This is a genomic window from Psychrobacter cibarius, assembly GCF_904845955.1.
Lineage (GTDB): Bacteria > Pseudomonadota > Gammaproteobacteria > Pseudomonadales > Moraxellaceae > Psychrobacter > Psychrobacter cibarius_B.
Genome location: NZ_CAJGYX010000004.1, coordinates 77937 through 97175, shown reverse-complemented (window position 1 = coordinate 97175; position 19239 = coordinate 77937). Strand labels below are relative to the sequence as shown.

At 41.9% G+C, this 19239-nt stretch carries 23 protein-coding genes; 12 read left to right on the top strand and 11 right to left on the bottom strand.

The genetic code is table 11. From position 1 onward, the window contains the following. Nucleotides 1-142: 142 nt before the first annotated feature. The 5 genes from JMV76_RS09350 to JMV76_RS09335 all read left to right on the top strand — a co-directional run bounded on the left by JMV76_RS09350 (nt 143) and on the right by JMV76_RS09335 (nt 4258). A complete protein-coding gene (locus tag JMV76_RS09350) occupies nt 143-1291 on the top strand; it encodes an imelysin family protein (RefSeq protein ID WP_201502495.1) in 1149 nt (382 codons plus the stop codon). Nucleotides 1292-1294: 3 nt separating this feature from the next. Further along, nucleotides 1295-2833, top strand: a complete 1539-nt coding sequence (locus tag JMV76_RS09345; RefSeq protein ID WP_201502494.1) for a DUF1513 domain-containing protein — start codon at nt 1295-1297, stop codon at nt 2831-2833. A gap of 2 nt (nt 2834-2835) precedes the next feature. Beyond that, on the top strand, nt 2836-3504 hold the full coding sequence (locus JMV76_RS09340) for a M48 family metallopeptidase (RefSeq protein WP_201502493.1): 669 nt from the start codon (nt 2836-2838) through the stop codon (nt 3502-3504). A gap of 149 nt (nt 3505-3653) precedes the next feature. Then, a complete protein-coding gene (locus JMV76_RS15090; protein ID WP_265090289.1) occupies nt 3654-3932 on the top strand; it encodes a TPMT family class I SAM-dependent methyltransferase in 279 nt (92 codons plus the stop codon). After that, nucleotides 3860-4258, top strand: coding sequence for a TPMT family class I SAM-dependent methyltransferase (locus JMV76_RS09335; protein ID WP_265090288.1), 399 nt, complete (start codon nt 3860-3862; stop codon nt 4256-4258). The genes JMV76_RS15090 and JMV76_RS09335 overlap by 73 nt, the downstream gene beginning before the upstream one ends. On the opposite strand, the gene JMV76_RS09330 is transcribed toward JMV76_RS09335, so the two are convergent. Then, entirely contained in the window at nt 4236-4919 is a 684-nt protein-coding gene (locus JMV76_RS09330) for an HD domain-containing protein (RefSeq protein WP_201502492.1), read from the bottom strand. The genes JMV76_RS09335 and JMV76_RS09330 overlap by 23 nt on opposite strands. A gap of 48 nt (nt 4920-4967) precedes the next feature. Continuing rightward, complete coding sequence (locus tag JMV76_RS09325) at nt 4968-5873, bottom strand: hydrogen peroxide-inducible genes activator (protein WP_201502491.1); 906 nt, start codon at nt 5871-5873, stop codon at nt 4968-4970. Between the two features lie 348 nt (nt 5874-6221). Between JMV76_RS09325 and ahpC the strand changes: the two genes are divergently transcribed. Then, nucleotides 6222-6788 carry an alkyl hydroperoxide reductase subunit C gene (gene ahpC / locus JMV76_RS09320; RefSeq protein ID WP_045453533.1) on the top strand — a complete coding sequence of 189 codons (567 nt, stop codon included), beginning with the start codon at nt 6222-6224 and terminating at the stop codon, nt 6786-6788. 173 nt (nt 6789-6961) lie between these two features. Here ahpC and JMV76_RS09315 read toward each other — a convergent pair whose 3' ends face one another. After that, nucleotides 6962-7210 (bottom strand): YdcH family protein, encoded by a 249-nt coding sequence (locus JMV76_RS09315; protein WP_201502490.1) that lies wholly within the window; start codon nt 7208-7210, stop codon nt 6962-6964. 502 nt (nt 7211-7712) lie between these two features. On the opposite strand from JMV76_RS09315, the gene ahpF reads away from it, so the two are divergent. From ahpF to JMV76_RS09300, 3 genes are all read left to right on the top strand, one after another. Continuing rightward, nucleotides 7713-9290 (top strand): alkyl hydroperoxide reductase subunit F, encoded by a 1578-nt coding sequence (ahpF, locus tag JMV76_RS09310; protein WP_201502489.1) that lies wholly within the window; start codon nt 7713-7715, stop codon nt 9288-9290. A 129-nt stretch (nt 9291-9419) separates the two neighbouring features. Further along, nucleotides 9420-10274, top strand: a complete 855-nt coding sequence (locus JMV76_RS09305; protein ID WP_201502488.1) for a hypothetical protein — start codon at nt 9420-9422, stop codon at nt 10272-10274. Nucleotides 10275-10348: 74 nt separating this feature from the next. Then, nucleotides 10349-11146 (top strand): hypothetical protein, encoded by a 798-nt coding sequence (locus JMV76_RS09300; RefSeq protein WP_201502487.1) that lies wholly within the window; start codon nt 10349-10351, stop codon nt 11144-11146. A gap of 16 nt (nt 11147-11162) precedes the next feature. On the opposite strand, the gene JMV76_RS09295 is transcribed toward JMV76_RS09300, so the two are convergent. From JMV76_RS09295 to JMV76_RS09275, 5 genes are all read right to left on the bottom strand, one after another. Beyond that, a complete protein-coding gene (locus tag JMV76_RS09295) occupies nt 11163-11912 on the bottom strand; it encodes a glutathione S-transferase family protein (protein ID WP_227690261.1) in 750 nt (249 codons plus the stop codon). Nucleotides 11913-12062: 150 nt separating this feature from the next. Further along, entirely contained in the window at nt 12063-12395 is a 333-nt protein-coding gene (locus JMV76_RS09290) for a TIGR01244 family sulfur transferase (RefSeq protein ID WP_021813753.1), read from the bottom strand. A 128-nt stretch (nt 12396-12523) separates the two neighbouring features. Next, nucleotides 12524-12850 carry a beta-lactamase hydrolase domain-containing protein gene (locus tag JMV76_RS09285; RefSeq protein WP_201502486.1) on the bottom strand — a complete coding sequence of 109 codons (327 nt, stop codon included), beginning with the start codon at nt 12848-12850 and terminating at the stop codon, nt 12524-12526. Nucleotides 12851-13067: 217 nt separating this feature from the next. Next, a complete protein-coding gene (locus tag JMV76_RS09280; protein WP_201502485.1) occupies nt 13068-14777 on the bottom strand; it encodes a SulP family inorganic anion transporter in 1710 nt (569 codons plus the stop codon). A 238-nt stretch (nt 14778-15015) separates the two neighbouring features. Further along, nucleotides 15016-15384: an ArsR/SmtB family transcription factor gene (locus JMV76_RS09275; RefSeq protein ID WP_319020723.1), complete on the bottom strand. Its 369-nt coding sequence runs from the start codon at nt 15382-15384 to the stop codon at nt 15016-15018. A 279-nt stretch (nt 15385-15663) separates the two neighbouring features. Here JMV76_RS09275 and JMV76_RS09270 point away from each other — a divergent pair, with 279 nt between their 5' ends. From JMV76_RS09270 to trxC, 3 genes are all read left to right on the top strand, one after another. Continuing rightward, on the top strand, nt 15664-16536 hold the full coding sequence (locus JMV76_RS09270) for an MBL fold metallo-hydrolase (protein WP_201502484.1): 873 nt from the start codon (nt 15664-15666) through the stop codon (nt 16534-16536). A gap of 166 nt (nt 16537-16702) precedes the next feature. Continuing rightward, nucleotides 16703-16885: a YgaP family membrane protein gene (locus JMV76_RS09265; protein ID WP_045444095.1), complete on the top strand. Its 183-nt coding sequence runs from the start codon at nt 16703-16705 to the stop codon at nt 16883-16885. A gap of 97 nt (nt 16886-16982) precedes the next feature. Next, the gene (trxC, locus tag JMV76_RS09260) at nt 16983-17420 is read left to right on the top strand and encodes a thioredoxin TrxC (protein ID WP_055124746.1); all 438 of its coding nucleotides are present in this window, start codon (nt 16983-16985) and stop codon (nt 17418-17420) included. A 160-nt stretch (nt 17421-17580) separates the two neighbouring features. On the opposite strand, the gene JMV76_RS09255 is transcribed toward trxC, so the two are convergent. From JMV76_RS09255 to JMV76_RS09245, 3 genes are all read right to left on the bottom strand, one after another. Further along, complete coding sequence (locus JMV76_RS09255) at nt 17581-17982, bottom strand: hypothetical protein (protein WP_045444098.1); 402 nt, start codon at nt 17980-17982, stop codon at nt 17581-17583. 147 nt (nt 17983-18129) lie between these two features. Continuing rightward, entirely contained in the window at nt 18130-18489 is a 360-nt protein-coding gene (locus tag JMV76_RS09250) for a SirB2 family protein (RefSeq protein ID WP_201502483.1), read from the bottom strand. Nucleotides 18490-18581: 92 nt separating this feature from the next. Next, nucleotides 18582-18905 carry a BolA family protein gene (locus JMV76_RS09245; protein WP_201502482.1) on the bottom strand — a complete coding sequence of 108 codons (324 nt, stop codon included), beginning with the start codon at nt 18903-18905 and terminating at the stop codon, nt 18582-18584. Between the last annotated feature and the right edge of the window lie 334 nt (nt 18906-19239).

Sequence of the window (19239 nt, the reverse complement as noted above, 5' to 3'; positions counted from 1 at the left end):
CATTTACCTATGCTAAATGACTGAGTAATAACTGAGAAAATAAGAAAGTGTTGATAAGGTTATCCGCCCAATCAGACACTAGAGATTAAAGCTTGTAAAGATTAGAATTTAAACCATTATTAATAATAACATTGAGAAATTTATGAAAATAAACCATGCTTTAGCGATGGCCTTATCGGCCTTAAGCGCAGGCTTGCTGATCAGCTGTGTTAAACCGGCTGATGACAATAAAGCGCCAGAAGCAGATAGCCAAAAAGTTGCGCAAGACAATGCGGCATCTACCAGCGCTGCAGAAAAAGATAGTAGTGGAGATAAAATTACTGCTGTCGATATTAGTGCCGAGACCGAAAAGACCTATTTGACCCATGTGGCAAATGACATTGTCATTCCAGCCTATGCGGATGCCGCAAAACAGAGTGATTTATTGCATGATTTGGCACAAAAGTATTGTCAGCAAGCACCAGTCAGCGGTGATGAGCTGCAAGCACTGCGTGATCAATGGCTAGTGCTGGCACAAGCATGGGCAGGCGCTGAGATGATTAACTTTGGCCCAGCGACCGCCAGCATGAGTAATTTATATATCAATTACTATCCTGATGAGCGCGGTCTGGTACACAGTGGCGTTGCCGATCTAATCGCTGCCAATCCTAAGCTCACCGCCGAGCAATTGGCTAACGAGAGCGCCATCGTGCAAGGGGTGCCAGGACTAGAAGAAGCGTTATATGCCAATGACAGTCTGGATGCTGCTCAATGTGCTTATGTGATGAGTGCAAGCAGTGCTTTGAGCGCGCGCCTAAAAGATATTGAGAAAAACTGGCAGCAAAATGCCACTAATCTATTAGCCATTGATAAAACGGCTGACAGCGATCAAGGGTTGAATCAATGGTTTAATTCTTTACTCTCGTTGGTTGAGACCATGAAGTCTAATGCCATCGATCAACCGTTAGGCTTAACAGGAAAGGCAAAAGGTCATTTGCCAGCCGCTACCGCAGAGCAAAGCCGTGCCATTATCAATGCTAAATTGGCGACATTGAATGAAGTAATGACGGATCCCGTTTTGACCGCTATTTTGGGCAGCAATAATGAAAATGAAGTCGCGGATAACTTATCGACCGCGCTTGCTGATGCCACTACATTATTAGCGCAAATGCCAGAAGACTTAGGGACCGCCGATAAAGCGACTCAACAAGAGCTGTTTGATCACCTCACGACTATTACACGTATTATTAAGCGCCAATTGATTCCGACGCTGGGTATCCGTGTGGGCTTTAACAGTACTGATGGCGATTAAAAAATGCACTCTATCGATACTAAGACAGCAAAAAAATCACAGCCGCAGCCAGAAGATAAGCAGTCTAATAATGAGCTGTTAGCAACATCAGCATTGACGATGCTTTCTACTATAATGGGTACCGTAGCGCTTGTCGGTATTCATCATCGTTATCGCAAGCAGCGTCAGCCTGATGCCCGCTTGCAGGATTATGTCGTAGGCATACGTTCGCAGTTGCAGTCGTTAACCTCTACACCAACACCCCAGCTAGCACGGTTTAGTTACGCTTGTCAGCAAGCCGCTACTGCATGGCAACACGCTTATCATTTATCGCTAGATGATAAGAATAATACCAACCATCATAGTGTCGCTGACTTTAGCGCGGCACATACCACCACCGTACTAACGCGACCCATTTGTTGGGTTAGCGGCGTGGCGTCTATGCCAAAAAATAGCGCCTTAGCAAATGATGATCAGCGTGCTGACAATGATTTTGGTGTGGTCGGTATTGATGCTGATCGACAAATCGTTTGGCAAACGACCATGCCTGAACGTGTCCATGATATTGTTGTTCAGCCCGTCGCTGATATTAAAAATGCGTGTATCGATAGTAAAAATAGAGATGTCGTGGTGATGGGGCGTCGTCCGAGCGAAAATTTTTGGGTATTAGACACAGCAACTGGACACGTGAAATTTGCCATTAACGCTGCAAACAACCGTCATTTTTATGGACACGCTTGTTATAGCCTAGACGGTGAATTGCTGTATGTGACCGAGAATGACACCATAAGTTTGGATGGTAAAATCGGTATCTACGATGCTTACGATAATTATAAGAAAATAGCAGAGTACAACTCGCATGGTATCGGTCCGCACGAGCTGATTATGCATCCTGATAGCGAGACATTAGTGATCGCTAACGGCGGTATCAAAACTGAGCAAGCGTCGCGTGAAGAGCTAAACCTAGACAGCATGCGTCCTTCATTGGTTTACGTTAATCGTCATACTGGTGCTTTACTTGAACAAATTATGCCTGAGCACAATCAAATGAGCGTGCGTCACCTAGCCATGCATGATGATGGAACGGTGATGATAGGGATTCAATTTCAAGGCGAAAAGCATATCAATGTGCCGTTAGTATTGACCCATAAGCGCGGTGATGCTGATTTTAAAGCGCTCATTATGCCCAATGATCAATGGCAGCGCTTTCATCAGTATATCGCTAGTGTAGCGGTCGATAGTGCGCGTAACCTACTGTGCGTAACCACACCAATTGGCGGTTGTGCAGTGATTTATGATTTAAACACTCGCACCTTGATAAATGACGTTAGCCTACCAGATTGTGCAGGGGCAGCAATGTTTTTGCGGCAAAGCACTAATAATACAGCCAATCATGATGAGCGATCAGGTTTTATCGTTAGTGATGGTCAAGGTCAGTTAACGGTGTTAACTGTTAATAGCTTGGCAACTGCTGAACTTGCTACTATAGATCAAGGTGAGCGTATTTTTATCAACAGTAAATATCATATGATGTCCTTTGATAATCATCTGCAAGCGCTCTGAGCATGAATGTACCGCCAGCATATCAGTCTATTTTATTAGACAGCGCTAAACATTGTTTGGCGCAAGCAGGTATTGAGCTACATATCAGCAAAAAGCGGGTCAAAAATATCAATTTCCGCTTAAAGCCACATCAATTACTGGTATCTGTACCACTATTTATTAGACCAGCCCAAGCTGCGCAGGCTGTGATGAAACGCGTGCCATGGGCAATCGCTAATCATGGCCAAGTATTAGAGCAGTATAAACGGCAACAACTTGCTTTAGCGCAAGCTTTAACTGCTGATAGTACTTTGCTATTGTGGGGTAAAGAGCAACCATTCACTTTAAACCATGATGAAAAACTTGCCTATTATCGGCAACATCTCGCCGAAGCGATACCTGCATTATTTGCAAAGTGGCAACCGATTGTCGGTGCGACAGCCAATGAGATACGCCTAAAAAAAATGCATACGCGCTGGGGCAGTTGTAACACGCGTGCGCGCCGAATTTGGTTGTCTGTGTATCTGCCTGCTTATCCTATTGCGTGCACCGAATACGTCATCGTCCATGAGCTGTGTCATTTGCACCATGCCAATCATAGCCGTGCCTTTTGGCAAATGGTGGCAACTGCAATGCCTGATTATCAGTATTGGCACGATATGCTGGCAGGGAAGACGGGAAAATTAGATTAAACGATTCATTTAAATAATATCCATAATCGTCATGTCCTCATTTTTAACACCATCTTTAAAATGAGACACGCTCTAATAAGCCTGATATGATAAGACATAACGATATAAACCGTGTCGTTTAAATAATAAGTTTGTCTACAGGATGTCATATGGAGAACGTCAATCAAGCGGAATTTTGGCAGCAGCGTTATGAGCAAGATAGCATCGGTTGGGACATGGGGCAGGTGTCACCACCGCTCAAAGCCTATATTGACCAACTGCCCGAATCTGCCAAAGAGCAAGCGATTCTGGTGCCGGGTGCGGGTAATGCTTACGAGGTAGGTTATCTACATGAGCAGGGTTTACCAATGTCACCTTGGTTGATTTTGCCCCAGCGCCGATTGCAGCGTTTGCTGAGCGTTATCCTGACTTTCCAGTTGAGCATTTAATCTGTGCCGACTTTTTTGAGTTATCGCTTGAGCAGTATCAGTTTGATTGGGTGCTTGAGCAGACGTTTTTTTGTGCGATAAATCCATCACGCCGTGACGAGTATGTGCAGCAGATGGCAGCGTTACTAAAACCGAATGGTAAGCTGATTGGTTTGCTCTTTGATAAAGACTTTGGACGGGAAGAACCACCGTTTGGCGGCACAAAAGCTGAATATCAGCAGCGTTTTGAGCAGCATTTTGATATTGAAATCATGGAGCCAAGCTATAATTCACATCCTGCACGGCAGGGCAGTGAGCTGTTTATTAAGATGCGTGTAAAAGCGTAATTTCGTGCTCAATATTTTTTCGCGCCTGTTTTTCTAACCGTTCATAGTAATAATCTGTCAGATAAAGCGTTGGATGCGCCAGTAATTCTTTTAATACTGCTATGCGTCCGACGCGATAATCGTCATCTGAGACATGCGCATACTCTTGGCGTACAGCGTGAGCATACTGTTCATACACCGACCAAGATGACCCTAAAATACTTAAGTCCATATCTAGTAAATAAGCGGCATCGCTGTATTTTTCTCTCTCTTTAGTTTCGTTTGACCATTTTTCAACTTGATGACTAGCCGTCATCATAATCAACGCGTAGATATGTTGGCATTGCTCCGCATTTAAATAACCAGTTAATGACTCTACTGCATATTCTGCACTTTTAAGCTCGTTATCTGAGCGCGTTGGCTCATATATCACATCATGATAATATATGGCCAAGGCGATAATGTGCGGCTCATGAAAGAGATGTTTGATTTGCTCAAACTGCCCAAACAACTGCTGAATATGTTGCAAGGTATGATAAGCACGCTGTGGCTCGTTATATCGTATGGCGATATTCTGCCAAAGTATGCTCACTTGCTCTAGCGTGATATGGCTACTCATAGCGGATAAATGCAGCGTAAAAATCGTACCAAGCTCAGTATTTAGTTGCGACAAATCGTCCATCGTTAACCTTCGTTTGATAACTGCTAGCAATTTACAACCAACAGATTATTATTTATTAGCAGCATCTTCAAAGGCTTGCTTAAACACTTTACCCAATAAATTGACATCATCGACGCGAGCGTAGTTCAAACGGGTGACAAAGGCAATATGACGATGCGGTCCTTGCTCAGCGAGTGGTATCGCGACGGCATTTTGGTTCTGCAGATGCAGCTGATCCAATGCCATTTCTGGCACCAATGTCGTTCCCATATTGGCAAGTGCCATTTGAATCAGGGTGTTTAAGCTAGCATCTGAAAAGCTTGATTTCATCTGTGCACGGTCAAAATGACAGACAGACAGGGTTCGATCGGTCAAGCAATGCCCTTCGCCGAGCAGCATAAGATTGGCGGTAGCCAGCTCATCCGCGTTGACGGTTTCAAGCTTGGCATGCACATCATCTTTTGGGAATACGGCAAAGAAATCCTCGCTCCAAAACTCAAAGCTGTGCAAACCATCGACTGCATAAGGCAGCGCAATAATAGCCGTATCAATATGACCGTAACGCACTTGCTCTAGCAAACGCTCCGTTTGTTGCTCAACGATGGTCATACGAAATTCTGGATAATTGGCTCGCAGGGCAGGCAATACTTTTGGCAGTAGATAAGGCGCAATCGTTGGAATGATACCGACAGTCATCGGATACGCCAGCGGTGATTGATGGCTATGGGCGCGTGTGGTCAAATCGTTGACTTCAGAAAAAACTCGCTGCGCCCGCGTTAAAATGTCTTCACCGATAGGGGTAATCAATACCTGCTTATTATTACGCTCAAAAATCTGCGTATCCAGTTGCTTTTCTAACTCGGCAATACCCAAGCTCAGTGCCGATTGTGAGATATTACAGTCTTCTGCTGCACGTTTGAAGTGACGGTGCTTGGCCACGGCTAAAGCAAACTCAAGTTGACGTAAAGTAATCATAAAACCTCTCTATTAATGGGTTTTTAACGTGATATATTATGCTGATTCATTGGGTGTACCAATTCGATATCCAAACTCGATGTCATCTTATCGTAACCTAACGGCTGTATAGTGACTGACGCATGCTCTATAGTGGCTGATGCATAATGCACTGATGATAAAAAGTAGAGAGAATAGTTTAACAAGTTTAATAAAACAAAACATCACATTAAAAACTTTTAACTGGATTAACGATAGAATTCGCGTATAGTTTGTCAGGTAGCCCAAAGCAGTAAAGGCTTAATAGAAACAATCATACCAAGAAATTTCAATCAACTTAACTATCAATCAACTATAAAGGAGCCAATCATGGCGTCTATTATTAATCAAGAAATCCCAGAATTTTCAGCTGATGCGTACGTTAATGGTGAATTCAAAACCATCACTTCAGAAGATGTAAAAGGCAACTGGGCAATCTTTTTATTCTACCCAGCTGACTTTACCTTTGTTTGCCCAACTGAACTTGAAGACATGGCGGCTCATTACGACGAGCTTAAAGGTTTGGGCGTAGAAGTATACTCAGTATCTACGGATACTCATTTCACGCATAAAGCATGGCATGATTCTTCAGAAGCGATCGGTAAAGTACAGTACCCAATGATCGGCGATCCTACTGGCCGTATCACTCGTGGCTTTAACGTCATGATCGAAGAAGCAGGTTTGGCTGAACGCGGTACATTCCTAGTTGATCCAGACGGCTTGATTCAAGTTGCTGAGATTCATGCTGGTGGTATTGGCCGTAGTGCAAAAGACATGCTACGTAAAGTGAAAGCAGCTCAATATGTTCGTGAAAACGATGGCGAAGTTTGCCCTGCCGCTTGGGAAGCTGGTCAAGAAACATTAAAACCAAGTCTTGATCTTGTTGGTAAAATCTAACTCTTGATTTAACGAACTGGCTCAATACTTTAGATATTTGTAGTGCTGTATATCCTACTTTGAGTTAAATCAGCATTATAAATGAAGACCCCATCAGCATAAGTTGATGGGGTCTTTTTATGTTATTTATCAATAAGTGTTTTTATTCATGCATCGTGATAATAAGTGAAGCGCTAAGCATGAGATTGTAGTTTAGTCTTATCAATTATCTTATAAATCTCATCTTTTAAATGCAGTTTTCGTCGTTTCATCAGTTCAATTTCTTCATCGCGACTGGTGTGTGTCACCAAGTTTTTATCCAGCTGATTAATCTGCTGATCTAGCTGGGTATGCTCATCAAAGATCGTCGCAAAATGACTGTCTTTTAGCTTAAGCTCAGCAATAATGTCTTTGTTATCTTGCCATGTATCAGTCTTTCTCATGTTGTCATCCTTGTTATGAAGCGCAAGCTTGTAGTAAGCATCCGCGCATGGTCGTAAGATTGTTTTGATGAATTGCTATGATTTTGAGACTTGATTTTATTAAGCCAAAACACTATTTAGCTCAATATGGATAAGACCTAATAGTAGCAGAAAGCTTCTTTGATAAACTTGCATAAAAGACAATCTGCAACGAGGGAAATAAGAGTTTTTCCTATTAACCTCATTTGATTGTAGCGAAAAAACAGCCTTGTTACCACGAGAATAATTTAGATGTGTATTGAAATTTAATTTGAAATAATAATTAATGATTGGTTTTATAAAACATAAGGTTTGAGTTTCTCAGCTTGCCGAAACCCTCAGAACCTATGATAATAGAGACATCAAAGGGCATAAACTTATGGCCTACAATATTTTAGATAAAATTATTAATACCAAATAGTCTATATTTGAACGAGCAACATGACAGTTGCCGTTACATATCCAGTAATGATGAGGAACAAACATGATAGATAAAAGTTTATTAGATGCCATCAAAAGTTACAGTGAAAAAATGACTCGTCCAATTACCTTCGTATTGGGTAGTGGCGAACATAGTAAGCGTGCTGAGTTGATTGATTTTTTGACTAAAATCGCTGGCACCACAGATAAAATCAATTTTGATGCAACAGCAGCTGATGATAGCTTACCAAGTCCAATTAGCTTTAAAGTAGTCAGTCATGTCGATGGTGCATTGACTGATACGGGTATTGTTTTTAGTGGTATCCCCGGTGGTCATGAATTTACCTCGCTGATTTTGGCTATTTTGCAAGCCGGTGGTCATACGCTAAAATTGGATGAAAGTATTCAAAAGCTGATTAAGCGTTTTAATAAGCCACTACAGTTTCAAACTTACGTGTCGCTATCTTGCCATAGTTGCCCAGAAGTGGTGCAAGCGCTCAACCAGTTTGCACTATTGAACGATGGTATTAGCAACGAGATGATTGATGGTGCTCTATTCCAAGAGCAGGTTGATGCTAATAACATCCAAGGTGTACCAGCGGTATTCTTAAATGGTAAACCGTTTGCCAATGGTCTCATCGACACGGCTAAATTGATTGGAAAGTTGCAAGAGCAGTTTCCTGACTTGTTAGCAGAAGCTGATGACGATGCTGAGCAGTTAGAGCAGCAAGATGTGACGATTATTGGTGCAGGTCCAGCTGGCGTTGCCGCTGCAATTTATACCGCTCGTAAAGGCTTAAAAGTGACGATGGTTGCTGATCGTATCGGTGGACAGGTGAAAGACACGCAGGATATCGAAAACTTGATTTCTGTGCCTTTAACCACGGGTACTGAGCTATCAGCGAACTTTGAAAAACATTTACGCGAATACGATATTACTTTAAAAGAGCACGTCAGCGTCAAAGAAATCAGTGAGACAGAAGATGAAAACTATCGCATTCATCTAAACACGGGTGAGACGTTTGAGACACGCAGTATTATCTTAGCGACGGGTGCTCAGTGGCGTAAGCTTGGTGTTCCGGGTGAAGAAGAAAATATCGGTAAAGGCGTGGCTTTCTGTGCTCACTGTGACGGCCCGTTCTTTAAGGGTAAAGAAATTGCTGTCGTCGGTGGTGGTAACTCTGGTATCGAAGCGGCATTAGATCTTGCTGGTATCGTGAAGCATGTGACCGTGCTTGAGTTCGCGGATGATTTAAAAGCGGATCAGGTATTAATTAACAAAGCCAAAGAAAAAGCCAATATCGAATTTATCACTGGCGCAGCGACGCAAGAAATTAAAGCGACTGATGGTAAAGTGACTTCGATCGTTTATCAAGATCGCAGCACAGGTGATACTCATGAGCGTGACTTGGCAGGGGTGTTTGTACAGATTGGTCTAGTACCGAACTCTGCGTTTGTTAAAGGCTTTGTTGATTTGAACCGTTTTGGCGAGATTGAGATTGATGAGCGCTGCCGTACTGATCGCAAAGGTATCTTTGCTTGTGGTGACGTGACTACTGTGCCATTTAAGCAGATTAATATTGCGATGGGTGAGGGTAGCAAAGCGGCATTATCAGCGTTTGAATACTTGGTTATGCAGTAAGTTATTTCACGCTAAATTTATTCTAACAAGCCACCTCTTTTGAGGTGGTTTTTTATGGGTGCTGATATACTACTTGTAAAAATTTATAAATTAACTTATGTTCGTTAATATTTTATGAGAACATTAATAGTGAAAAATAAATATGCAATTCGCAAAAATAATCATTGGGTTAAATGTCTGGTTTTTATATCGTTTATATTTAGTGTAACCAATGCTTATGCAGGGCAAACCGTCAATGAGATTCTGAATGAATACTATCCCATCTATAATGAGATAAAGCAGTGTCAAGGTATTATGGCTAATAACGGTTCTAGAATTGATGAGGACGTTTACCTAAAAAGTGGTTACTGTATTAAAATTGATAGACAATTAAAGGTAAAAACCAAGCAAGGCAAGCGTTTATATGTGGTCGTCATTGGAGAGGTATCATTTAATAAAGAAGGTGGAAATGATTCTGGATCTCATGCCGATACTGGACTGGTTGGTATGTTTGTCTTAAAGCCACAAGGTTCCGGTTGGGAGGTGGAATACGCTAATCCAGTGATGAATGCAGGCGCTTCTGGTGCAGGACTAAAAGACTGGAAGCTGATACGAGTTGCCCCTGATATTTGGGGATTTATTAATATTCATAGTGATTCGCACTACATTCAATCTTTTTCTGAATACATATTAATGACACCAGACCCTAAGTCAAAAAAAGTGATATATAGTCATATAGCTGCGAAAGCAACTACAGAAAACAATCCTATAGCACCATCTGGCTGTAGTAAAGATAGAAAGGTAGAATATTGCACATTATTGAAAGCCAAGCTCAATATCGATAAAACGACGCTGATAAATGGTTTTTACCCGCTAGAGATTACAATCAGTGGTCATAAGTATAACTATAACGGTTCAGAAAAAAAGACCTATAACAATCAGGTCTATAAAATAAAATACGAGCCGAAAAAAGGGTATCAAAAGCCCAAAGATTATCCCCTATAGTGATATCATCAGAGTCATTTAATGAGCCAATTGAAGTAGGTATGATGCACGCCAAATTATATGGATCAATACTCATGTTAAGGTTATATCTTAGTTTTGGACTATTAGGATTTGCCACCAATACCTCTGCTGCTGATAGTGTGATGGATATCCTCAAGCCGTACTATCCGCTTTATAATGAAGCATTAGGGTGTCATGGCGCGATTGCTCCTTCTGGTTCCGTCAATGGTTTAACTAGAGAGGCTTATATGACGGGCTATTGCATCGATATTGATAGGCAAAAGGTCATAGAGACGGATAAAGGTAAACGTTTATATATAGTGATGAAAGGTAACGCTAGTTTTAACGAGGATGGTGAAGCGTTGGAGTATACCGACACTCGCTTTGACAGTGGTTTAGTCGGTATGTTTGTTTTAAAGCCTAAAGGTGAAGGCTGGCAAGTTGAGTCGGCCAATCCTTATATGAATGCAGGCAGTAATGGTCTTGGTTTAAGTGGTTGGGATTTAGAACAGTTTGCGACAAATACGTGGGGCTTTATAAATGAGCATGGTGATACGCATCAAGGTTATTACAGTGATAGTCTTGTCATATTGACACCTAGTGGCAGCGGTATTACACAGAGTTGGATAGGTATTAATTTTAATAACGAAAATGCTGGGAAATGCGAAGACGATATGTCAGAGTGCGATAATACCAAAACTACCTTTACTATCGATAGTCATAAAACCGTTAATGGGTTTTATCCTTTAGAAATAACACTCAATGGATTTGTGAAAGGCAAGAAATATCATAACGCTACTTATCGTATTAATTATCAAAAAAACAAAGGCTATATAGAGCCTAATGAATATCCTTTAAAAGATAATTATTAAGCTCGTTTTCAATGATTCACTTTTGGTCAGCCAACACCCCAACCACCGAAAGTATCTCACCTGCTTCATCTTCTTTAATTACGCGAGTTTCTTCAAGTGCTGCCTCTCGCCAAGCCTGTAGATGAGGATTGTTTAACATCGTCTCACAATACTGTTTGGTCGTTGATTTCAACACTATATCAGAGGCATCGGCATACGTTTGCAAACGTAGAATAACTGGTGCGAAAAAAGCATCAGCGGCAGTGAAATGACCAAATAGATAACTATCTGTTGAGCGATTTTTTAAACAATCTGCAAAAATCTCTTCTATCCGAGAGATATCATTTAAGCAGGCATTACTTGGTTGTATCTTCGCCGTCGCTCGGATGTTCATCGGCATCTCACTACGAATGCCCATGAACCCTGAGTGCATCTCAGCGATGATGCTTTGGCAATAAGCGCTATTTATTCTGTTGCTGGTATTGGTCTCAGCGTCAGACTTCTTCAATCCTGTCCAAAGATCTAATTCTGTCAGATAGTCATTGGCATGAATGGCAATCGCTAAAGTATCCCAGACCGTGACTTTTTCATCATCTTGAGCATAGACCAAAACTGGTACTTTGCCTGTTGGCGCATGCTCATTGAGAATGGGTGTCGCGGATGGATGAAACAGTTCAATCAGTTGCTCATCGAAGTCAATATTAAAAGCTTTGAGTAGTAGCCAAGCTCGCAATGACCATGACGAATAGTTTTTATTGCCGATGATGAGTAGCGGTTTTTGCATCATAAAATCCTAGTGAGCTGTATAAGTAGTATTTTATTATGTGCTCAATATTAAAAATTAACCAGTCTATAGTTCAGTAATTTCAATAAAAAACGCCCATCCAAAATTTGGACGGGCGTTTTTTCAGCAGTAGCGATTATATTTAAATCACTATCAATCGTCTAATAAATCCATACGCTTTGCCGCTTCATAAATACCTGTTGAGCGGTTGCCAGTACGGCAAAAGATCAGCATTGGCTGTTCAGCTTGATTAAAGAAATCAGCAAATTCTTCGACATGGTTTTGATTAAGCTCACTACCAGCGAAAGACACTTCTTTATAAGCAAGACCTGCTTTTTTAGCAGCGGCCTCAATCTCAGCGCTGGTCGGTTGATTCGGCTCTTCACCATCTGGACGGTTGTTAATAATGGTTTTAAAACCATTTTCAGCAATCATAGGTACTTGATCAGGGGTGATTTGTCCGGTAATACTAATTTGATGGCTCATAAGAGCTCCTTTTTATTTTTCATATTAAATAAAGTGTGTGGCGTAAAATACAGAATCTTAGACTAATCTTAATAGGCAACTTTCTAAAGAGAACGTATGTAAGCGCTATCGCTTTTTTATAGTAACGGTTATAACAAACCTTGCATCAATGCGCTTTGATACAACAATTTAGCACGTGCACCTGTCCCGCAAAACATCAATATTGGTTTAGGCATAGAGCGATAAAACGCCGCAAACTGCTCGACAGTCGCCATGCTCAAGCGCTCATCATCAAACGGTAAATGATGATAAGTAAGGTTGGCTTTTGCCGTCGCACTGGTAAAATCACAGCTATTGGGCTGAGTTTCTGTCTCGGCATCAGGACGAATATTGAGCACGGAGCGGTAGCCAAGCTCAGAAATCTTGGTGCATTGGCTTGGATAAATTTGCTTATAAATAGTTAAATTATCGGTCATAAGTAGCTTCGGTCGCGTATATTAAAAGACGTTTGGAGGTATCGTATTGTAGCTAAGCGCCATTTTATAAAGGCTGTACTTTAGGTATCTCTTCTAAAGGCTGTATTTTTTAAGGGCTTATACCAATTTAGCATAACACAGCTTTTATCATATCTATATTTTGTCACAGCATAATAATAAGTATGCTTGATTGAGCAACATATGTCTCACAGACCGATTAGATATCTTTTAGCGCATTTACCGCATCCATCGTGCTTAAATAAACTTGACCTGAGAGGGTGGTAATGACCGGAGTATGCTCGATGATGTCCATTACTGGCCCTTTAATAAAGCTAAAGTTTAAATGTTTATTTTGGTTCAACAGCTCTTGATTAAGACTGATAAGCATCTCTTGTCCGGTCAAGTCAATGTGATTGACCGCTGACATAATAAGAATAATCTCATGCGCTTCGGGATATTGCTGAGTGGCTTGTATGACCCTACGATGGACGGATTCACTATTGCCAAAAAATAAGCTCTCATCGATACGCAGCATCAATAAGTTGCTAAAGGTCACCACATCGTGACGGTTTATATTGCGAAAATGCCCTGTGCCAGCTAGCTGACCAACCACAGCGACGTGCGGTTTACTCGATTGCCAAATGAGGCTAGCAAATGACACCATCAAACCAATTACTAAGCCTGTATTTAATCCAAATATCAATACGCCGATGAATGCCGCCAAAAAGCTTGCTGCATCTAGACGGTCGCGTTGCCATGCCGACTTCAAGGTTGCCATATCAATGAGACCGATGATCGATGCCATGATGGTTGCACCCAATAAAGCATAGGGAAGTGGTGCGAGTACATTGCCAAAAGCGATTAAAGCAGCAATCATGACCAGCACGGTTACTAAACTTGCGACTGGTGTTTTAGCACCTGAATCGGCATTGATGGCGGTACGCGAAAATCCGCCAGCGACGGTAAAGCTTTGAAAGAACCCACCCGCCATATTGGCAAGCCCCAGTCCAGTCAGCTCACTATTGGCGTTAAAAGTCTCACCGCGCAGGCGTGCATAGTTGCTGGCGACAGAGCTGCTAGAGACAAAGATAATCAATGCCATCAAACCTGCGCTAGGTAATAGATTCAGCGCTTCATCGAAGTCTGGTACATAGGGCAGGGTAAAGGTTGGTAAGCCTTGTGGAATATTGCCAATCGTGGCCACGCCATTCGTGGTCCAGTGTAAGCTGATGCTCAAAACAATTGCAATACCGAGCAAAATAAGCGGAAATAGTCGCTCAGCCCATTTGGCATAAGATACTGATAACCAAGACTTCCATAGCCATTTGCTACCGTAGCGATTGGCCACCAACAGTGCAAAAGCAATGACGCCAATAACTAAGGTTAGCGGATGTAGCTGGCGTGCATAAATTTGCATGCTTGATAGATAACCGATTAAGTTATTTCCAGCAATAGGAATCGCGGTCAGATATTTAAGCTGACTGATAAAAATTAATACGGCTGCACCACTGATAAAGCCTGCTGAAACGCCGCGACTGATAAACTGCATAATCCAGCCCAGCTTGAGCCGCCCTGCTAGCCATAACATTGTACCAACCATCAATGACAGTAAACTTGCCATCAATATATACTGCTGAGAGCCCTCTGTAGCATAAGGATGTAGGCTGCTGGCTGTCATAATCGCAGTAATAGCGACAGGCCCTACTGCTTGCACATTACTCGATCCTATCCATGCATAGACCAGCACGGGAACGATGGCCGCGTAGAGTCCATAGACGGGTGGCAATCCTGCCAATACCGCATAACCTAAGCTTTGCGGAATGACGAGCACCCCAACCACCAACCCAGCAACAACGTCAGTTGGCAGGGCAGATAGCTGGTATTGACGTAACCAAACAGGAATCAGACGAGCGGTGATAGAAGGCATAGCAATATGTCATCACAATATATAGTCAATCCTATATAAATCAGGTACGGTGTCAGGCTCGCTTAGTCTACTATTTGTAGTACTTTCGCTTGCCTTCCTTATATCTAAACTATATTGAACCGACTATAGTAGAAAAAATTGAATAAAATAAAAGGTTAAATACAGCCTAGCGCTAAATTCATAAAGTTATGCTGAAAAATGACGCTAACAAGTGATGCTAAAAACGCAAGCCAACAAACTAGCTATCAGTTTTGGCACAAAAGCGTTCATACAATAAATGTAACACCGCCAAGGCATCGTCACTGGCAATACTATAATAAATTTGCTTGCCTTCGCGGCGGGTCGTCACCAGCGCATCTTTGCGTAAAATACCAAGCTGCTGTGACAAGCTTGGCTGACCAACACCGACTAAGCTTTCGAGCTCGCTGACGCAATATTCTCCTTGAGTCAACTGACATAAGAGTAATAAGCGATCCGGATGTGAAAGCGACTTTAATAGTTGGCTGGCTTGCATGGACGCTTGCTGCATTTGCTCAGCAAGGTCTTTAGGTGCAAAGTCTGCTACGCTAGATGACGCATCATCAATGCTAGTAGTCGAGGTGCTCAATGCTGAAGTAGAAGTAGTCAGAGCAAGCTCCTTATATAAGACATAATAAAAAATTTAGGATTAATAACTAAGATAAGATTAATTATCAATGATATTGCCACGGATAGCAAGTTATCATTATTTACATTATATAAATTGATAAAATGTTAAATCGTTGCTATATTGGTATGCATCGTTGATCAATATGTGGCGGTCAATACGATAAGCTGAAGCCGGCGCATATTATACTGAACAATTTATCAAAAAATAAAATATTCATCTAAAAGCAAAGAGGTAGCCATGCAAGTTCATTCATTCTTACATAGCGACACAGAAACTTATACTCACGTACTCGCGGACGTTCAACAACAAGTCTGTGCCATCATCGATCCTGTATTGGATTTTGATGCTAAGTCAGGGCGCACGAGTACTACTAGCGTCGATGAGGTGATAGGGTTCGTCCGCGAGCATGGTTGGGAGCTGATTTACATCATAGAGACTCATGCGCATGCTGACCATATATCCGCCGCGATACATGTCAAAGACACACTTGGCGGGCAGTTGGTAATCGGTCAACATATCACCGAAGTGCAAAAAATATTTAAGCAAATATTCAACTTTGATACCAGTTTTCGCACCGATGCCAGCCAGTTCGATATTCTAACGGATGAGGGCGATACTTTGGCGCTTGGCAATATTACTATTACGGTCATGTATGTACCGGGTCATACGCCGGCAGATATGGCCTATATTGCGACTGATGATGAAAAGACCGTGGTCTTTGTTGGTGATACTTTATTTGCTCCTGATGTCGGGACGGCTCGCTGTGACTTTCCAGGTGGGGATGCCAAGACGCTGTACCACTCAATCAAGAAGCTCCTTGCGCTCCCTGAAGATACGATAATATATCTGTGCCATGATTATCCAAGCAAGGGTCGTCAGCACTGTCCAACCACGACTGTCGCTGCACAAAAACTGGGCAATATTCATGTCAAAGATGGCATCAATGAAGCAGAGTTTGTGCAAATGCGTGAGCGCCGCGATGCCACTCTTGATATGCCGCGTCTCATTATTCCATCGGTACAAGTAAACATCGATGCAGGTCATTTCCCAGAGCCAGAAGACAATGGTACCCGTTATCTCAAAGTACCGATTAATGTACTTGGGCAATAAGACAGATATCAGGATAAGCAGACATCAGAAGAAGCAAACATTATAAACATGCCTAACGTTACGTAAGCACAATACGAGTATAAGCCATCATAATGCCAGTCTTTACCGTAAACACATGGCTATATTACTCCTCTACCATTGAGCCTTCACACTTAAGGATTGAACCATGGAAATTAATATCGGCAGTACTGAGCGTTTACTACGTATTATCGCGGGTGTCGTGATTATCGGCTTGGGTTTGTATTTTCAAAGCTGGTGGGGCGTGATTGGCTTAGTGCCTTTACTCACAGGACTCTTCCGCTTTTGTCCTTTGTATAAAATGCTTGGGATGAATACCTGCAAGCGTTAAAAAATCGCTAGATTTATTGTCATAAATACATAATCAAGCATGGGTATTGGATACTTTGATCGACCAACACCCATGCTACTTGTATAGGAGTCTTATAATGAGTGAGCAAAACTCTCATCTGGTCTGCCCACATTGTCAGGCAACCAACCGCATACCAGCGGCCAAACTTAGTGCTGCGCCAAATTGTGGCAAATGTGGTCAGCCGTTATTAACGGGTAGCCCTCATGAACTAAACGCCCAAACGGTTCGTAAAGTCATTCAAAAAAATGAGGTCTTGACCATCGTTGATTTTTGGGCGAGTTGGTGTCAGCCGTGTCTCATGATGGCACCGCAGTTCAAAGCCGCCGCGGCGCGACTGCCACAAGTAGTGTTTGCCAAAATACAAACAGATAAATATGAGCAAGCGGCGGCACCTTATAATATTCGCAGTTTACCAACCATGGTGGCTTTTAAAAATGGTAGAGAGATAGCACGGCAGTCAGGTGCTTTACCTAGCGATCAAATTGTTCAGTGGGTACAAAGCTTACATTCTTGAGTTTTAACGAATTATGATTATAAAAAAGCCAGTATGCTTATTGCATGCTGGCTTTTTTATAACAAATACTATCTAAAGTCATCAAAGAATTGAGCAGTTAAATATTACTTATCAAACTTAACTTATTAAATATAATCTATTAAACATAACCGATCACGCATTACTCGCCATAAATCTTAACACCATTAGCAAAGCTACAACGCTGAATGCGGGCGGATTGAATGATGGCATCACGCTCGCCATAGAGCCGTGATAATTTTGCATCGCGCGCCTTAGTATTGTTGCTTTTGCCAACGCCAAAGCTAATATTAGGGGATATACCCCAACGTCCTGCAGAAACCCCAACCCCGACACCTGAGGCGGATAAAGTTGATTGCTCATTGCGCGCCGCGTCGACATAGCGATTGACGCGGGTATATTCTTGACTAAGGGCTTGGCAATCATAACTTTGATACGTACTTGGTGGCACATATTGTGGCGTGACATTGCCCGTTGAGGCACAGCCTGAGAGACCAAAAATGCCAGCTGTCGCCAGTAGTGTCGCTGCAGTAAGAGTTTTCATAGTGGCTCCATTAGGCTAGGTTAAGGCGATTGGATTTATGTAAGATAGCAAAAATAATGAGATTAAGATATTGAAAATATAGCAATTATTAAATATCTTCAATGCTAGTAATATAAGTATTTGTGCAATTAAAATATGATATGTTTATTAAAATAAGTTGCCGGGTTTAGCAAAGGCAAGTACCACAATGCCCACATATGCCGCTCCAGCAATAAGAATACCGGTTTTTCTTTGGCTAGATGTGGCGTTATTATTAAACGTTTTGATACTGGCACTGATAGCCGCAACGAGTAAGATTACTTTTGCAAATACCCATTGTATGGGTGCATTGGCACTCATCAGCTGCATTAGCATGACTGCCCCTGACACAATAATGAGGGCATACAGAATGTGCGAAGAGATTTTAACCACGCGTGGTGCTTGCTTGTTTGAGCTTGATACCAAATAGCTCTGATATAAAAACAGGGCAATGAGCAATACAGCCATGAGCATGTGTAGATGATTCATGAGATATTATTTCCTTTAAAGGTGCAGTTTCAGCGCTTACTGGTTACATATAATTATGGTATGGAAAATACTATCTTCGCAATAGTTCGTTATTAGCCCTTGTTTTGTCCAGCACATAACGGACTATCAGGGCTTTGACCTTGCCATTCTATTGGGGTGTAAGCATGAATCGCTAAAGCATGGATTTGACCGCCTTGCGAGGTTAATAAGGAGTTTGCCAGTCCATATACAAGCTGATGGCGTGCGACCAATCTTTTGCCTTCAAAAGCATCACTAACAATCGTAAGCTTAAAATGGCTTTCTTTACCATCAAAATAACCAGAATGATTCATTGATTCATTCAACAATTCTATATGTTGCGGCTGCAACGCTTGTAGCTCAGCATTGAGAGCATCAGTGGTCGGTGTTTTACTCATAATAATCTTTCCATATATTTTGCCTAATAGTACTTGGCGGTATCATACTTAGCAATTTGTGAATTGCAAATAATGCCCATTATAGCAGACGCTATTAGCGGTAAAGCCTGCTATTAAGTTGCGTGTGCCTGTAAGCGATTACACTTTTGAGCAATCCTGTTTTTAAAAAATATAGCTATGAAAGATATTCTTTTTGACATACTGTCTTTAATGACGATAAATAATAGCCAGTCATGGCAAGTAGCGGCATCTGTTAGCTATCAGCATAAAAAAGCAGAGCACAATTGATAACCTGTACTCTGCTTTTATAAGTAACAGCCATTTACTCAAAGCA

Coding starts and splice junctions, on each gene's coding strand:
- JMV76_RS09325 (WP_201502491.1), bottom strand. CDS start 5,873: ATGATTACTTTACGTCAACTTGAGTTTGCTTTAGCCGTGGCCAAGCAC.
- JMV76_RS09270 (WP_201502484.1), top strand. CDS start 15,664: ATGCAAGTTCATTCATTCTTACATAGCGACACAGAAACTTATACTCAC.
- JMV76_RS09245 (WP_201502482.1), bottom strand. CDS start 18,905: ATGAGTAAAACACCGACCACTGATGCTCTCAATGCTGAGCTACAAGCG.
- JMV76_RS09345 (WP_201502494.1), top strand. CDS start 1,295: ATGCACTCTATCGATACTAAGACAGCAAAAAAATCACAGCCGCAGCCA.
- JMV76_RS09300 (WP_201502487.1), top strand. CDS start 10,349: ATGTTAAGGTTATATCTTAGTTTTGGACTATTAGGATTTGCCACCAAT.
- JMV76_RS09340 (WP_201502493.1), top strand. CDS start 2,836: ATGAATGTACCGCCAGCATATCAGTCTATTTTATTAGACAGCGCTAAA.
- JMV76_RS09350 (WP_201502495.1), top strand. CDS start 143: ATGAAAATAAACCATGCTTTAGCGATGGCCTTATCGGCCTTAAGCGCA.
- JMV76_RS09250 (WP_201502483.1), bottom strand. CDS start 18,489: ATGAATCATCTACACATGCTCATGGCTGTATTGCTCATTGCCCTGTTT.
- ahpC (WP_045453533.1), top strand. CDS start 6,222: ATGGCGTCTATTATTAATCAAGAAATCCCAGAATTTTCAGCTGATGCG.
- JMV76_RS09290 (WP_021813753.1), bottom strand. CDS start 12,395: ATGAGCCATCAAATTAGTATTACCGGACAAATCACCCCTGATCAAGTA.
- JMV76_RS09255 (WP_045444098.1), bottom strand. CDS start 17,982: ATGAAAACTCTTACTGCAGCGACACTACTGGCGACAGCTGGCATTTTT.
- trxC (WP_055124746.1), top strand. CDS start 16,983: ATGAGTGAGCAAAACTCTCATCTGGTCTGCCCACATTGTCAGGCAACC.
- JMV76_RS09265 (WP_045444095.1), top strand. CDS start 16,703: ATGGAAATTAATATCGGCAGTACTGAGCGTTTACTACGTATTATCGCG.
- JMV76_RS09285 (WP_201502486.1), bottom strand. CDS start 12,850: ATGACCGATAATTTAACTATTTATAAGCAAATTTATCCAAGCCAATGC.
- JMV76_RS09315 (WP_201502490.1), bottom strand. CDS start 7,210: ATGAGAAAGACTGATACATGGCAAGATAACAAAGACATTATTGCTGAG.
- JMV76_RS15090 (WP_265090289.1), top strand. CDS start 3,654: ATGGAGAACGTCAATCAAGCGGAATTTTGGCAGCAGCGTTATGAGCAA.
- JMV76_RS09295 (WP_227690261.1), bottom strand. CDS start 11,912: ATGATGCAAAAACCGCTACTCATCATCGGCAATAAAAACTATTCGTCA.
- JMV76_RS09280 (WP_201502485.1), bottom strand. CDS start 14,777: ATGCCTTCTATCACCGCTCGTCTGATTCCTGTTTGGTTACGTCAATAC.
- ahpF (WP_201502489.1), top strand. CDS start 7,713: ATGATAGATAAAAGTTTATTAGATGCCATCAAAAGTTACAGTGAAAAA.
- JMV76_RS09330 (WP_201502492.1), bottom strand. CDS start 4,919: ATGGACGATTTGTCGCAACTAAATACTGAGCTTGGTACGATTTTTACG.